This window comes from Geodermatophilus sp. CPCC 205506, from assembly GCF_051383635.1.
GTDB lineage: Bacteria > Actinomycetota > Actinomycetes > Mycobacteriales > Geodermatophilaceae > Geodermatophilus.
This window is the reverse complement of record NZ_JALPKP010000020.1, coordinates 75646-89696: the sequence shown is the minus strand read 5'-3', so window position 1 is coordinate 89696 and position 14051 is coordinate 75646. Positions and strand designations below refer to the sequence as shown.

At 75.6% G+C, this 14051-nt stretch carries 17 protein-coding genes; 5 read left to right on the top strand and 12 right to left on the bottom strand.

All coding sequences use genetic code 11. The features are described 5' to 3' along the window. From MY520_RS13545 to MY520_RS13505, 9 genes are all read right to left on the bottom strand, one after another. On the bottom strand, positions 1–317 hold a 317-nt coding region (locus MY520_RS13545; protein ID WP_436692620.1), incomplete at its 3' end, for an NAD(P)H-hydrate epimerase. Further along, positions 314–703, bottom strand: coding sequence for a holo-ACP synthase (locus MY520_RS13540; protein WP_436692619.1), 390 nt, complete (start codon positions 701–703; stop codon positions 314–316). The genes MY520_RS13540 and MY520_RS13545, both read right to left, overlap by 4 nt. A 189-nt stretch (positions 704–892) precedes the next feature. Next, positions 893–1633, bottom strand: coding sequence for an alpha/beta fold hydrolase (locus MY520_RS13535; RefSeq protein ID WP_436692618.1), 741 nt, complete (start codon positions 1631–1633; stop codon positions 893–895). Between the two features lie 229 nt (positions 1634–1862). Then, on the bottom strand, positions 1863–3725 hold the full coding sequence (gene glmS / locus MY520_RS13530) for a glutamine--fructose-6-phosphate transaminase (isomerizing) (RefSeq protein WP_436692617.1): 1863 nt from the start codon (positions 3723–3725) through the stop codon (positions 1863–1865). 82 nt (positions 3726–3807) lie between these two features. Continuing rightward, the gene (glmM, locus tag MY520_RS13525; protein WP_436692616.1) at positions 3808–5148 is read right to left on the bottom strand and encodes a phosphoglucosamine mutase; all 1341 of its coding nucleotides are present in this window, start codon (positions 5146–5148) and stop codon (positions 3808–3810) included. Between the two features lie 11 nt (positions 5149–5159). Next, positions 5160–5579 carry a 30S ribosomal protein S9 gene (rpsI, locus tag MY520_RS13520; protein ID WP_436692615.1) on the bottom strand — a complete coding sequence of 140 codons (420 nt, stop codon included), beginning with the start codon at positions 5577–5579 and terminating at the stop codon, positions 5160–5162. Next, positions 5576–6019 carry a 50S ribosomal protein L13 gene (gene rplM / locus MY520_RS13515; RefSeq protein ID WP_436692614.1) on the bottom strand — a complete coding sequence of 148 codons (444 nt, stop codon included), beginning with the start codon at positions 6017–6019 and terminating at the stop codon, positions 5576–5578. The genes rpsI and rplM overlap by 4 nt, the downstream gene beginning before the upstream one ends. A 221-nt stretch (positions 6020–6240) precedes the next feature. After that, on the bottom strand, positions 6241–6735 hold the full coding sequence (locus tag MY520_RS13510; protein ID WP_436692613.1) for a beta-class carbonic anhydrase: 495 nt from the start codon (positions 6733–6735) through the stop codon (positions 6241–6243). 122 nt (positions 6736–6857) lie between these two features. Beyond that, a complete protein-coding gene (locus tag MY520_RS13505) occupies positions 6858–7838 on the bottom strand; it encodes a PfkB family carbohydrate kinase (protein ID WP_436692612.1) in 981 nt (326 codons plus the stop codon). A 52-nt stretch (positions 7839–7890) separates the two neighbouring features. Between MY520_RS13505 and moeA the strand changes: the two genes are divergently transcribed. The 3 genes from moeA to MY520_RS13490 are packed head-to-tail and all read left to right on the top strand — an operon-like array spanning position 7891 to position 10045. Next, positions 7891–9084 carry a molybdopterin molybdotransferase MoeA gene (moeA, locus tag MY520_RS13500; RefSeq protein ID WP_436692611.1) on the top strand — a complete coding sequence of 398 codons (1194 nt, stop codon included), beginning with the start codon at positions 7891–7893 and terminating at the stop codon, positions 9082–9084. Further along, positions 9081–9554, top strand: coding sequence for a cyclic pyranopterin monophosphate synthase MoaC (moaC, locus tag MY520_RS13495; protein WP_436692610.1), 474 nt, complete (start codon positions 9081–9083; stop codon positions 9552–9554). The genes moeA and moaC overlap by 4 nt, the downstream gene beginning before the upstream one ends. Then, entirely contained in the window at positions 9551–10045 is a 495-nt protein-coding gene (locus tag MY520_RS13490) for a MogA/MoaB family molybdenum cofactor biosynthesis protein (protein ID WP_436692609.1), read from the top strand. The genes moaC and MY520_RS13490 overlap by 4 nt, the downstream gene beginning before the upstream one ends. 42 nt (positions 10046–10087) lie before the next feature. Here MY520_RS13490 and fdhD read toward each other — a convergent pair whose 3' ends face one another. Further along, the gene (gene fdhD / locus MY520_RS13485; RefSeq protein WP_436692608.1) at positions 10088–10915 is read right to left on the bottom strand and encodes a formate dehydrogenase accessory sulfurtransferase FdhD; all 828 of its coding nucleotides are present in this window, start codon (positions 10913–10915) and stop codon (positions 10088–10090) included. Between the two features lie 42 nt (positions 10916–10957). Between fdhD and mobA the strand changes: the two genes are divergently transcribed. Next, positions 10958–11569, top strand: coding sequence for a molybdenum cofactor guanylyltransferase (gene mobA, locus MY520_RS13480; RefSeq protein ID WP_436692607.1), 612 nt, complete (start codon positions 10958–10960; stop codon positions 11567–11569). Between the two features lie 10 nt (positions 11570–11579). Then, on the top strand, positions 11580–12242 hold the full coding sequence (locus MY520_RS13475) for an NAD(P)-binding oxidoreductase (protein WP_436692606.1): 663 nt from the start codon (positions 11580–11582) through the stop codon (positions 12240–12242). Positions 12243–12298: 56 nt separating this feature from the next. Here MY520_RS13475 and truA read toward each other — a convergent pair whose 3' ends face one another. Both truA and rplQ read right to left on the bottom strand, forming a co-directional pair. Further along, complete coding sequence (gene truA, locus MY520_RS13470) at positions 12299–13138, bottom strand: tRNA pseudouridine(38-40) synthase TruA (RefSeq protein WP_436692605.1); 840 nt, start codon at positions 13136–13138, stop codon at positions 12299–12301. Between the two features lie 43 nt (positions 13139–13181). Beyond that, a complete protein-coding gene (rplQ, locus tag MY520_RS13465) occupies positions 13182–13922 on the bottom strand; it encodes a 50S ribosomal protein L17 (protein ID WP_436692604.1) in 741 nt (246 codons plus the stop codon). Between the last annotated feature and the right edge of the window lie 129 nt (positions 13923–14051).

Sequence of the window (14051 nt, the reverse complement as noted above, 5' to 3'; positions counted from 1 at the left end):
CCCGGCGCGGTGACCCGGCCGCCGGCGGCGCGCAGGGCCGCCAGGCCTGCGGCGTGCGCGCGCTCGGCGTCCAGGAGGACGGCGGTCACCCGGGCGCCGCGCCGGGCCAGCTGCGCGCCGGCGAACAGGGCGTCGCCACCGTTGTTGCCCGCACCGACCAAGGCGGTGACCCGCACGCCGTGTGCTCGGCCGAGCAGCCGCAGGCAGACCGTGGCCAGGCCGGTCGCGGCCCGCTGCATGAGCTCGCCCTCGCGGGTCGCGGCCAGCAGCGGCGCCTCGGCGTCGCGGACCTCCCCGGCGGTGAAGAGCGGGATCACGCCTCGGCGCCCCGCGGCACGCCCTCGGCGACGACCACCGCGGAGGCGATCCCGCCGTCGTGACTCAGCGACACGTGCCACGAGGTGACGCCGAGCATCGCGGCGCGGCCGGCGACCGTGCCCCGGACCTCCAGGTGCGGTCGGCCGCGGTCGCCGACGCACACCTCGGCGTCGTGCCACTGCAGGTCGCCGGGGGCGCCGAGTGCCTTGGCCACGGCCTCCTTGGCGGCGAACCGGGCGGCCAGCGACTCCCCGCTGCGGGGCGTGCCAGACGGCGTGCTCTGCTCGGCGGCGGTGAACAGCCGGTCGCGCAGCCCGGGGGTGCGGGTCAGCGACTCGGCGAAGCGGTCCACCGGCACCACGTCGATCCCCACGCCGATGATCACGACGATCAGTCTGCCGTGCCGCCGCGCACCCCGCCGTCCCGCCCGTCCGGCCGTGCAGGGTGGTGGACGGACCGTCCGGCCGGCCGGCGGACCGCTCAGGCCGGGACGGGGGCCGGAAGGCCCGGATGGCGTCCGCCACGAGCTGTGGCGCCATCTGCACGGCAGCGTGGTGTTGGCCGGGCAGCTCGGTCACACGGTCGCGTTCGGCAGAGCCGCTGCGATACCGGATGTGGCCTGTCGGTGGTGTGCCGGGCTCCTCTCGCCGTCGAGGAGCAGCACCGGGGCGGCGATCCTCCGCAGCGGCGCCAGGTCGGCCGGTAGCCGGGTGATCTCCCTGACCTCCCGGGGCCAGGTGTGGACCAGCGCGACCCGGTCGGCCCATCCGGGGCCGCCCCGCATCGCCGCCACGGCCGCCGCAGGCATCCCGACGAGTTCCCGCAGACCGAACTCCAGCGCGCGTTCCGGTCGGCCGGCAGCGATGAACTCGTCCATCTCGTCGGCGCCCTCGGCGGTCGGGTGCCAGCCGGCGTGCGGCCAGGGCGGTTCGTAGAGGACGAGGCCGGTCAGCCGGGCACCACGGGTCGCCGCGCCGAGGACGCAGACCGCCCCGGAGGAGTGACCGGCGACGAGGACCGGTTCGTCGAAGGAGCCGGCCACAGCCGTGACGTCCTCGTACTCACGCTCCAGGCTGTAGGGGGCGGTGTCACCGGAGTCGCCCTTGCCGCGTCGGTCCATCAGCCAGCAGGAATGGGTCCCCTCGAGCCGTGCGGCAACGGCGGCCCACACCCGCCGGCCGTTCGGTCCACCCGGGACCATCACCACCACCGCCGGTCCCCTGGTGACCCGCTCCACGACGAGGGAGGTGCCATCGACCGATGTGACGCGACGGAACTCGTCCGCCGGGCTCTCGTGGCCGTGCACGGCGCTCATCCGCGGTCCTGTCGTCGGCGGCTGAGCTGGTCCGAGTGGCCAGGCCGGCCGGGCAGCGCGTGTTCCCTCGACCGGGCCCTGCCGGATCGAACGGGCGACCGGACGGCGGCGTGGAGGTCATGCTCCCCGCTCGGACCCGTCCCGTCACTCCCGACCGCCGTCCTGCCTCGACGGTGCCGTCGCGGAGGTCCCGGGCGCCGCCGGCGCTCGGGCGAGGCTCAGGCCGCCGTCACTCGACGGTGACCGACTTCGCCAGGTTGCGCGGCTGGTCGACGTCGTAGCCGCGGGTGTCGGCGATCTCGCAGGCCAGCACCTGCAGCGGCACGGTGGTGACCACCGGGGCCATCAGCGTCGGCGTCCGCGGCACCCGGATCACGTGGTCGGCGTACGGGACGACGTCCTCGTCGCCCTCCTCGGCGATCACGATGGTGCGCGCCCCGCGGGCCCGGACCTCCTGGATGTTGGAGACCACCTTGCCGTGCACCGACTCCCGGCTGCGCGGCGACGGGACGACGACGACGACCGGTGTCCCCTCGTCGATCAGCGCGATCGGCCCGTGCTTGAGCTCGCCCGCGGCGAAGCCCTCGGCGTGGATGTAGGCCAGCTCCTTGAGCTTGAGCGCGCCCTCGAGCGCCACCGGGTAGGCGACGTGCCGGCCCAGGAACAGGATCGTGTTGGCGCCGGCCAGCGAGCGGCCGAGCTCGCGCACCGGCTCCATCTGCAGCAGCACCTCGGCCACGGCGTCCGGCAGCCGGCGCAGGTCCTCGACGATGGCGGCGATCTCGTCGGCGTACTTCACGCCGCGCACCTGGGCGAGGATGAGCCCGACGAGGTAGCAGGCCACGATCTGGGCCAGGAAGCTCTTGGTCGAGGCGACCGCGACCTCCGGCCCGGCGTGGGTGTACAGGACGGCGTCGGACTCGCGCGGGATGGTCGAGCCGTTGACGTTGCAGATGGCCAGCACGCGGGCCTTCTGGTCCTTGGCGTGCCGCAGCGCCATCAGGGTGTCCATGGTCTCGCCGGACTGGCTGATGACGACGACGAGCGTGGAGCGGTCCAGCACCGGGTCGCGGTAGCGGAACTCGCTGGCCACCTCGACCTCGACCGGGATCCGGGTCCAGTGCTCGATGGCGTACTTCGCGATCAGGCCGGCGTGGTACGAGGTGCCGCACGAGACGACGAAGATCTTGTCGATGTCGCGCAGGTCCTGGTCGGACAGCCGGACCTCGTCGAGCATCAGCGCGCCGTCGTCGCCGATCCGGCCGAGCAGGGTGTCGGCGACCGCCTGCGGCTGCTCGGCGATCTCCTTGAGCATGAACCAGTCGTGGCCGCCCTTCTCGGCGGCCGCGGCGTCCCAGTCGACGGTGTAGGCCACCGGCTCGACGACGCTGCCGGCGAAGTCGGTGACCGTCAGCCCGCGGGCCCGGTCGATCTCGACGACCTGGTCCTGGCCGAGCTCGCGCGCCTCGCGGGTGTGCGCGATGAAGGCGGCGACGTCGGAGCCGAGGAAGTACTCGCCGTCACCGACGCCGACCACCAGCGGGCTGTTGCGGCGGGAGGCGACGAGGGTGTCCGGCTCGTCGGCGTGCGAGGCGACGAGGGTGAAGGCACCCTCCAGGCGGCGGCTGACGGCGCGCATCGCCTCGGCCAGCCGGCCCGGCCCGTCCGGGGTCTGCGCGTAGGCACGCGCGAGCAGGTGCGCGGCGACCTCGGTGTCGGTCTCGGAGCTGAACTCGACGCCGGCGGCCTCGCACTCCGCACGGAGGACGGCGAAGTTCTCGATGATCCCGTTGTGGATGACCGCGACCTTGCCGTCCGCGGAGACGTGCGGGTGGGCGTTGCGGTCGGTGGGGCCGCCGTGCGTGGCCCACCGGGTGTGGCCGAGCCCGATCGTCGACGGGGGCAGCGCGTGCTCGGCGAGCAGCTTCTCCAGGTTGGCCAGCTTGCCGGCCTTCTTGGCCGTCGTCATCGTCCCGTCAGCCAGGACGGCGACCCCTGCCGAGTCGTACCCCCGGTACTCCAGCCGGCGCAGACCCTCGACGACGACGTCCAGGGCGTTCTGCGGGCCGACGTATCCCACGATTCCGCACATTTCGTCGAGGGTACCGGCGACCGCGGCCGGAGCCGTCCCTCGATCGAGCGAGAGCCTCGCCTCAGTCCGCCGCGGGGCGCGGTCAGTTGCAGGAGGCGACGACCGCGGCCAGCCGCTCGGCGATGCTGTCGGCCTGCTCCTGGGTGGGGGCCTCGACCATCACGCGCACCAGCTGCTCGGTGCCCGACGGGCGCAGCAGCACCCGGCCGTCGTCGCCGAGCTCGGCCTCGACGGCGTTCACCGCGTCGGCGACCGCGTCGCTCTCGGCGACCGCCAGCCGGTCCCGCACGGGCACGTTGACCAGGGTCTGCGGCAGGCGCTGCACCACCGAGGCGAGCTCGGCCAGCGACGACCCGGTGGCCGCCATGCGCGAGAGCAGGGCCAGCCCGGTCAGCAGGCCGTCACCGGTGGTGGCGTGGTCGAGGAAGACCAGGTGGCCGCTCTGCTCGCCGCCCAGGCTGAGCTCCTGCGCACGCAGCGCCTCGAGCACGTAGCGGTCGCCGACCGCCGTGGTGTGCACCGCGATCCCGGCGCCGCGCATGGCGTGGTGGAAGCCGAGGTTGCTCATCACCGTGGCGACGACGGTCTCGCCGGCCAGCGCGCCGCGCTCGTGGAGGGCCAGCGCGCAGATCGCCAGGATCGCGTCGCCGTCGACGGTGTCCCCGGTCGCGGTGATCGCCAGGCACCGGTCGGCGTCCCCGTCGTGGGCGATGCCGAGGTCGGCGCCGACCTCCGCGACCGCCTTCATCAGCGGCCCGAGGTGGGTGGAGCCGATGCCGTCGTTGATGTTCCAGCCGTCGGGCTCGCCACCGATGACGTGCACCGTCGCGCCGGCCCGGCGGTAGACCTCGGGCGCGACGGTCGCGGCCGCGCCGTGCGCGCAGTCGACGACGAGGGTGAGGCCGGTGAGCGGCTGCGCCACCGTCGACAGCAGGTGCTGCGCGTAGCTCTCGGCGGCACCGGGGAGGTCGCGGACGCGGCCGATCCCGGCACCGGTCGGCCGGTGCCCCGCCGTGCCGTCGGCGACGGCCTGCTCGATCGCGATCTCGAGGGCGTCGGGCAGCTTGTGACCGCCGCGGCTGAAGAGCTTGATGCCGTTGTCGGGCATCGGGTTGTGACTGGCGGAGATCATCACGCCGAGGTCGGCGCCGGTGTCCGCGGTCAGGTGCGCGATCGCCGGGGTGGGCAGCACCCCGGCGCGCAGCACCTCCGCACCGGCACTGGCGAGGCCCGCCACGACGGCGGCCTCGAGCATCTCCCCACTGGCGCGGGGGTCGCGGCCGACGACCGCGACGGGACGCGAGGTCCCGTCGCGGTCGGCGAGCACGCCGGCGGCAGCACGTGCCACCGAGAGGGCCAACTCCGGCGTGAGGTCGGCGTTGGCCCGACCCCGGACGCCGTCGGTCCCGAAGAGGCGACCCACGGGCGTACCGGTCAGCGCTTCGAGTACTGAGGCGCCTTGCGGGCCTTCTTGAGCCCGTACTTCTTGCGCTCGGTGACGCGGGCGTCACGAGTGAGGAAGCCGGCCTTCTTCAGCGCCGGACGGTCGTCGGGCTCGACCTCGATGAGGGCACGGGCGATCGCCAGGCGCAGCGCGCCGGCCTGACCGCTGACGCCGCCACCGTGGAGGATGCCGACGACGTCGTACTGCTCACCCTTCTCCAGGATCACGAACGGCTCACGGATGAGCTGCTGGTGCACCTTGTTGGGGAAGTAGTCCTCGATGGTGCGGCCGTTGAGCCGGAACTGGCCGGTACCGGGCAGGAGACGCACCCGGACGATGGCCTCCTTGCGCCGGCCGACGGTCTGCACCGGACGCCCCTCGGCGTCGGTCACGGTCAGTGCGGTCGTCACTGGGCCACCTGCTTGATCTCGAAGGGCTGGGGCTGCTGCGCGGCGTGCGGGTGCTCGGGCCCGGCGTACACCTTGAGCTTCTTGAGCATCTGCCGGCCCAGGGTGTTGTGCGGCAGCATCCCCTTGATCGCCCGCTCCACGACGCGGTCGGGGTGCGTGCGCAGCTGGTCGCCGACGTTGATCGTCTTGAGGCCGCCCGGGTAACCCGAGTGGCGGTACGCGACCTTGTCGTCGCGCTTGGACCCGGTCAGCGCCACCTTGCCGGCGTTGACGATCACGACGAAGTCACCGACGTCGACGTGCGGGGCGTACTGGGGCTTGTGCTTGCCGCGGAGCAGGATCGCGGTCTGGCTGGCGAGTCGACCGAGCACCACATCAGTGGCGTCGATGACGTGCCAGGCCCGGCTGACCTCGCCGGGCTTGGGGGTGTACGTGCGCACGGCGCTCGTGTCCTCCGTCGTTGTCGGATCGGCTGGTGGGATCGCCTCACCGAACACGGGAGACGGTGCAACGCGCGCGGGCACCAGCCGGCTCCGCGCGCCAGCCGGTCACGATACCAGTCGCCGTCCGGGCCCAGCCGCGAGGAGACGTGCCGGAACGGCCCTCCTGCAGGGGCCCGCCCCTGAGCGGAGCGAGGGGCGGTGGGCAGGAGGGCCCCTTCTCAGACCTCCAGCGCGACCGGGTTCAGCCGCCCGGTGGCCACGTCGTAGACGCTCCCGCAGATCTCCCGCGAGACGAGGTAGGGGCAGTCGCGCAGCAGTCGCATCGACTCCCGGACGTCGTCCTCGACGTCGACGAACGCCCGCGCCGCCCACGGCGGACGCCGTCCCGTGGCCCGCTCGACCAGGTCGGCGAAGGCGGTGTCGTCGGTGGCCTGCAGCCCGCAGTTCGTGTGGTGCACCAGGACGATCTCGCGGGTGCCCAGCAGGTGCTGGGAGATGGTCAGGGAGCGGATGGTGTCCTCGGTGACCACCCCGCCGGCGTTGCGGATCACGTGCGCGTCGCCGACCGCCAGCCCCAGCAGGGGGAACAGTGGCATCCGGGAGTCCATGCAGGCGACGACCGCCACCTGCCGGGCCGGGCGCACCGGCAGCTCGCCGGGGAAGCTCCTCGCCCACTCCTCGTTCGCGGTCAGCATCTTCTCGAACTCCGCCACGCCCGTCCCCTCCCGACGACTTCCGGCCGACCCTATCGGCGGGGAGTGCGCCGGCGCCCGGGTGGGCCCGGGCTCACACCGGGACGGCGGTGATCCGCGCCGGCGGGAGCCCCGGAGGCCGGTCAGTAGGCGCGGGCCCGGCGGACGACCCGGCGCACCGCCTCCGGGCTGAGGTCCGGGCGGCCGCCGGCGTGCGCCACGGTGAGGCAGGCGGCCGCCGACGCCGCCCAGGCCGCGTCCTCCGGTGCTCCGCCGCCGAGCAGCGTGGCGGCCAGCGTGGCGACGTAGGCGTCCCCGGCGCCGGTCGGATCGGCCGGCGGCCCGCCGAGCAGCGGCACGAGCACCTCTCCGTCGGCCCACTCCGGGTCCACCTCGAGCTCCTCGGCCGCGACCCCGAGCCGGGGGCCGGCCCGCCAGGAGACCAGGTCGCCGGCCTCCCCCGCACCGATCGCGACCACCCGGGGCCCGGCGGTCAGCAGCTCGCCGGCCGCCTCCGCCAGCTCCTCCGGCCCGGTCGGCTCCCGGGCGGTCAGCGGGGCGGCCTCGGCCGTGTCGGCCCGGACGACGTCGGCGCGGGCCAGGACCGCCGCGCGGGTCGCCGCGTCGGCCGGGGCGCCGTCGGCGACCACCACCGCGCCGGCCGGCACCCGGTCCAGGGCCGCCCGGACCGCGGCGGCGGGCTGCTGCAGCTGCAGGATCACCAGCTGCGCCGCCGCGAGCTGGTCCGCGGCCGCCGCGACGTCCTCCGGGGTGAGCCGCACGGCGTCGGGCACGTCTTCGAGCAGCCGCCGCGCCCCGCCGTCGGCGACGACGTCGACCAGCAGCGCCGTCGTGGCCCCCCGGCGCCGCCGCACCGCCGAGACGTCGATCCCGTCGGCGGCCGCCTGCGCCAGGGCCTCCGCGCCCGGCCCGTCGGTGCCGACGACGCCGACGAGCGCCACCGGCACGCCCAGCTGGGCCAGCGTCACCGCCTGGTTCGCACCCTTGCCGCCCAGCACCTCCCGACGCTCGGTGACCACCGCCGAGCCGCCGGCCTCCGGCAGCGCGCCGACCCGGAGCACGAGGTCCCGGCCGACCTGTCCGAGGACCACCACGTCGGCCATGCGCGGCTCCCTCCCGGTCGACTGCCGTCGGTGATCGGTCAGGATGTGCCCCGTGCGCACGGTCGAGGAACACCAGGCGGTCGTGGCCGCGCTCCTGTCCCCGCTCGCGGAGGAGGAGGTGCCACTGGCGGCCGCCCACAACCGGGTCCTGGCCCGCGACGTGCCGGCCCGCGTGGCCCTGCCCGGCTTCGACAACTCCGCGATGGACGGCTACGCCGCACGCTGGGCCGAGGTGTCCACCACCCCGGTGCGGCTGCCGGTGTCCGACGACGTCCCCGCCGGGCGCACCGACGTCGTCCCGCTGGCGCCCGGCACGGTGCAGCGGATCATGACCGGCGCGCCGCTGCCCGAGGGCGCCGACGTCGTGGTGCCGGTCGAGTCCACCGACGGCGGCACCGACGTCGTGGAGATCCGCGAGGTGCCCGCGGCCGGCACCCACGTGCGCTCCGCGGGCGAGGACATCGCCGCGGGCACGGTCGCGCTCACGGCCGGCACCCCGCTGGGCGCCGCGCAGCTGGGCCTGGCCGCGGCCGTCGGCGTGCGCGCGCTGCCGGTGCGCCGCCGGCCCCGCGTGCTGGTGCTCTCCACCGGCAGCGAGCTGGTCGAGCCCGGCGCCCCGCTGCTCCCCGGTCAGATCTACGAGTCGAACTCCGCGCTGCTGGTGGCCGCGGTGGAGGACGCCGGCGGAACGGCGCGGCGGCTGCACTTCGTCCCGGACGACGTCGACCAGTTCCTCGCCACGGTCCGCGCCGAGCTGGCCACGGCCGACCTGCTGGTGACCAGCGGCGGGGTGAGCGCCGGCGCGTACGAGGTCGTCAAGGACGCCTTCCGCGCCCTCGGCACGGTCGAGTTCGTCAAGGTGGCCATGCAGCCGGGCGGGCCGCAGGGCGCGGGCACGGTGGACGGGATCCCGGTGGTCACGTTGCCCGGCAACCCGGTGAGCGCGTTCGTCTCCTTCGAGGTGTTCGTGCGCCCGGCGCTGCGCCGCGCGCTCGGCCACGCCGCCCCCGGCCGGCTGCGCGCCCCGGCCACGCTCACCGCCCCGCTGCGCTCCCCCGCCGGCAAGCGGCAGTTCCTCCGCGGCCGCTACGACGGCGGGCAGGTGTCCCAGGTGGGCGGGCCGGGCTCGCACCTGGTGGCGCACCTGGCCCGCGCCAACTGCCTGGTCGTCGTCCCCGAGGACGTGACCGAACTGCCCGCCGGCGCCCCGGTGGACGTCGTGCTGATCGAAGGAGCCCTCCAGTGACGGAACCGCGCCTGACCCACGTCGACGAGGCCGGCGCCGCCAGGATGGTCGACGTCTCCGCCAAACCGGTCACCGCCCGGGAGGCGACGGCCGCCGGGCGGGTGCTGGTCAGCTCCGAGGTGGTCGCGCTGCTCCGCGGCGAGGGCGTGCCGAAGGGCGACGCCGTCGCCGTCGCGCGGATCGCCGGCATCGCGGGTGCCAAGCGCACCCCCGACCTCGTGCCGCTGTGCCACCCCATCGCCCTGCACGGCGTCACCGTCGACCTGACCGTCGCCGACGACGCCGTCGAGATCACCGCGACCGCGCGCACGGCCGACCGCACCGGCGTGGAGATGGAGGCGCTCACGTCGGTCGCCGTCGCCGGGCTCACCGTGATCGACATGGTCAAGGCGGTGGACCCGCGGGCCTCGATCACCGACGTCCGCCTGCTGGCCAAGTCCGGCGGCAAGAGCGGGGAGTGGCGGCGGTGAGCGACCTCCCGCCGGGCGCCCGCGCCGTCGTCGTCACCGCGTCCAACCGCGCGGCCGCCGGCGTCTACCCCGACCGCAGCGGTCAGGCCCTGGCCGAGGGGCTCCGGGCGCTCGGCTTCGCCGTGGACGGCCCGCACGTCCGCGAGGACGACGTGGCGCTGCTCGAGGAGGTGCTGCGCGAGGCCGTGGCCTCCGGCGCCGACGTCGTCCTCACCACCGGCGGCACCGGGCTCTCCCCCACCGACGTCACCCCGGAGGCGACCCGCGCCGTGATCGAGCGGGAGGCACCGGGCATCGCCGAGGCGGTCCGCCGGTACGGCGAGCCGGAGGTGCCGACGTCGGTGCTGTCCCGCGGGCTGGCCGGGACGGCCGGCCGCACGCTGATCGTCAACCTGCCCGGCTCCACCGGCGGCGTGCGCGACGGCCTGGCCGTGCTCGGCCCGCTGCTGCCGCACGTGGTCAGCCAGCTCCGCGGCGGCGACCACACCTGAGCGGAGTCGTCCGGTGACGGATTCCGTCACCGGCGACTCCGCTCAGACCCCGGTGAGGCGCTCGGTGCGGGTGTAGACGTTGCAGCCGTCGCCGCGGAGGAAGCCGACGAGGGTGATCCCGACGTCGGCGGCCAGCTCCACGGCCAGGGACGACGGCGCCGAAACCGCGGCGAGCACCGGGATGCCCGCCATCGCCGCCTTCTGCGTCAGCTCGAAGCTGGCCCGGCCGCTGACCATGAGCACATGCCCGGGCAGCGGCAGCCGCCCGACACGCAGCGCGTCCCCGACCACCTTGTCGACGGCGTTGTGCCGGCCGACGTCCTCGCGCAGCGCGACCAGCTCCCCGTCGGCGGTGAACAGGCCGGCCGCGTGCAGGCCACCGGTCCGGTCGAACACCTCCTGCGCCGCCCGCAGCCGGTCCGGCAGCGCCAGCAGCGTCTCCAGGCTCACCCGCGTGCCGTCGGCGGCGATGTCGTGCCGCGTGCGGGTGCGGATGGCGTCGATGCTCGCCTTGCCGCACACCCCGCACGAGCTCGACGTGTAGAAGTTCCGGTCCAGCGCCGTGTCCGGCGGCTCCACGCCGGGCGCGAGGTCGACGTCGACGACGTTGTAGGTGTTGCGGCCCTCGGCGTCGACGGAGTCGCAGTACCGCAGCCCCAGGACGTCGTCGGATCCGGCGATCACGCCCTCGGTGGCCAGGAACCCGTGCACCAGGTCGAAGTCGTGGCCGGGGGTGCGCATGGTCACCGCGAGCGGGGTGCCGGACAGCCGGATCTCCAGCGGCTCCTCGGCCGCCACGGTGTCCGGGCGGGTCGTCCGCGCCGACCCGCGGATCCGCAGCACCGGTGTCCGGCTGGTCACTCGTCCCACGAACGGCGACGGTACCCACGTCCGGACCTCTACGGTCTCGGTGTGCCCGAGCTGCCGCCCTACGCCGCCGTCGTCCTCGCCGGCGGGCGCGCGGCCCGCATGGGCGGGCAGGCCAAGCCCCAGCTGGACGTCGGCGGCCGGAGCATCCTCGCCGCCGTCCTGTCCGCCGTCCGCGACGCCGAGCCGCGGATCGTCGTCGGACCGCCCCAGCCGGTGCCGCCGGACGTCACCGTCGTCCGCGAGGAGCCGCCGCGCGGCGGCCCGGTGGCGGCCATGCGGGCCGGCCTGGACCTGGTGCCGACCGAGGTCGTCGCCGTGCTCGCCGGCGACCTGCCGTTCCTCACCGCCGGGCTGGTCCGGGAACTGCGCGAGCGGCTGACCGGGGACGGCGTGCTGGTCGTGGACGACACCGACCAGGACCAGCTGCTGCTCGGCGTGTGGCGCACGGCGGCACTGCGCGACGCGGTGGCCGGGGTCCGCGGGCCGACGTCGGTGCGCAAGGTGCTCGCGCCGCTGGCGGTGCGCCGGCTGCGCCCGGTGCTCCAGCCCGGCCAGCCGCCGCCCTGGACCGACTGCGACACCCCGGCCGACCTCGCCCGGGCGCGGGCCGCGGCCGCCGAGGCCGACCGGGTGCGCCGGCGCCGCCGCGGGTAGGCCCGGGACCATGCGCGTCGTCATCGCCGGAGCCCACGGGCAGATCGCCCGCCGCCTCGGCCGCCTGCTGTCGGCCCGGGGCGACGCCGTCGTGGGCATCGTCCGCAACCCCGACCACGGGTCCGACCTGCGGGAGGACGGCGTGGAGCCGGCCGTCCTCGACCTCGAACGGGCTCCGGTGGACGACGTCGCGCGCGTCGTCGAGGGCGCTGACGCGGTCGTGTTCGCCGCCGGCGCCGGGCCGGGGAGCGGCGCGGCCCGCAAGCACACCGTCGACCGGGGCGCCGCCGTCCTGCTCGCGGACGCCGCCGAGCGCGCCGGGGTCCGGCGCTACCTGCTCGTCTCCTCGATGGGCGTCGAGCAGGCCCGGCAGGGGACGCCGCGCGGGATGGACCCCGTCTTCGCCGCCTACCTGCAGGCCAAGCTCGCCGCCGAGGACGCCGTCCTGCCCCGGCCGGCGCTGGACACGGTGATCGTCCGGCCGGGGCGGCTGACCGACGAGCCGGGCACCGGCCGGGTGACCCTCCGCCACGGCATCGAGGACGGCGAGGTGCCCCGGGACGACGTGGCCGCGGTGCTGGTCGCCCTCCTCGACGCGGGCACCGCCGACGTGGTGGCCGAGCTGGTCAGCGGTCCGACGCCGATCGCCGAGGCGGTCGCCGCCCTCCCGTGACAGCGGACCCCTGCCCCCCGCGCAGGCTCGCGGCGGGACCCCGGCAGGGGACGGTCTCACACCCGGCGGGCCCGCGTGACCTGCGCGCGGCCGGCCAGTTCGGCGTCCGGCGGGTAGTCGACGCCCACGAGGGTCAGGCCCCCCGCCGGAGCGACCGGCACCTCGTCGGCCCGCCGGGTGCGCGCCAGCAACCCGGCCGGCCACTCGGGCGGACGCCGCCCCTCTCCCACGGCCAGCAGGGCGCCGACCAGGCTGCGCACCATCGAGTGGCAGAAGGCGTCGGCCGACGCCCGGACCTCGATCAGCTCCCCGTCGCGGGACACCGCCAGGGCCAGCAGGGTGCGGATGGTGGTCGCCCCCTCCCGGCGCCGGCAGAAGGCGGCGAAGTCGTGCTCGCCCAGGAGCAGCCCGGCGGCCCGCTGCATCGCCTCGACGTCCAGCCGGCGCGGCCAGCCGACGGTGTCCAGCCGGCGCAGCGGCGCGGGGCCGGAGTCGGCGTCGCTCAGCCGGTAGACGTAGTGACGACGGAGCGCACCGAAACGCGCGTCGAAGTCGGCCGGCGCCTCGTCCACGGCGGGAACCGCGACGTCCGGCGCCAGCACCCCGCGCAGCCGGCGGACCAGCTTCGCCCGGTGCTGCTCCCACACGTCCCGCGGTACGTCGGCGTGGGCCACCTGCCCGGTGGCGTGCACGCCCGCATCGGTGCGCCCGGCGACGGTCAGCTCGACGGGGCAGCGCAGCACCGTGCGCAGCGCCTCCTCGAGATCGCCCTGCACGGTCCGCAGCGTCGGCTGGCGGGCCCAGCCGTGCAGCGCGGTGCCGTCGTAGGAGATCGCCAGCCGGAGACGGACGAGCCCGCCACCGGGTGCGGTGGCGGGCTCGTCGATGTCGTGCACGGTGCTGGGCTCCGCGCCCGGCGAGGGAGTGGTCAGCGACCGCTCACTTGGGGTCGGGCGCGGCCTCGCCACCGGGGGCCTGGGTGCCGGCGGTGGCGGCGTCGCCCAGCTCGGCGGCCTCGACCTCGGCAGCGGCGGCCGCGGCGACCTCGGGCGAGAGGGCCGGGTCATCGACGACCGCGGCGTTCTCGGCCTTCGGCTCGGGAGTGACGTCGCCGTCGTCCTGCCGCTCGTCGTCGGGGGTGAAGACGTCGGTGACGATCTGCTGCGCCTCGGCGTCCCCGGTCTCCCCGGTGCCGGCCCCGGCGGAGGACGACTCGAGCGCGTCGGCGGTGACCTCACCGGAGGCCGCGGCCGCACCGGCGCCGCTGGCGAACCGGGTGCCCCGGGCGCGCTCGGCCTCGCCGACGGCCTCCTGGGCCACGGTCAGGCCCTCGACCAGCTCGATGACGGCCATGGGGGCGTTGTCACCCTTGCGCGGACCGACCTTGGTGATGCGGGTGTAGCCACCCGGACGGTTCACGAACCGCGGGCCGATCTCGGCGAACAGCGTGTGGACGACGCTCTTGTCCCGGATGGTCGTCATCACCTGACGCCGGGCGTGCAGGTCACCGCGCTTGGCGAACGTGACCAGCTTCTCGGCCAGCGGGCGCAGCCGCTTGGCCTTCGCCTCGGTGGTGGTGATCCGCCCGTGCTCGAACAGCGACGTGGCCAGGTTGGCCAGCATCAGCCGCTCGTGCGAGGGGGACCCGCCGAGACGGGGGCCCTTGGTGGGGGTGGGCATGTCGGTCCTTCCTCAGGCGGCCGGGCTGGGAGGGCCGGGCCACGTCGTCCATGGATCTGTCATCCGTGGTGCTGTGCGTCGCTTCAGTGTGGCTGTCCGGACGACGGCGCCGGACGGCGGGTCGCCCCG

Excerpts from the sequence above, each read along its gene's own strand:
- rplQ (WP_436692604.1), bottom strand. The coding sequence starts at position 13,922 with ATGCCCACCCCCACCAAGGGCCCCCGTCTCGGCGGGTCCCCCTCGCAC.
- MY520_RS13475 (WP_436692606.1), top strand. The coding sequence starts at position 11,580 with ATGCGCGTCGTCATCGCCGGAGCCCACGGGCAGATCGCCCGCCGCCTC.
- MY520_RS13535 (WP_436692618.1), bottom strand. The coding sequence starts at position 1,633 with ATGAGCGCCGTGCACGGCCACGAGAGCCCGGCGGACGAGTTCCGTCGC.
- MY520_RS13505 (WP_436692612.1), bottom strand. The coding sequence starts at position 7,838 with ATGGCCGACGTGGTGGTCCTCGGACAGGTCGGCCGGGACCTCGTGCTC.
- glmS (WP_436692617.1), bottom strand. The coding sequence starts at position 3,725 with ATGTGCGGAATCGTGGGATACGTCGGCCCGCAGAACGCCCTGGACGTC.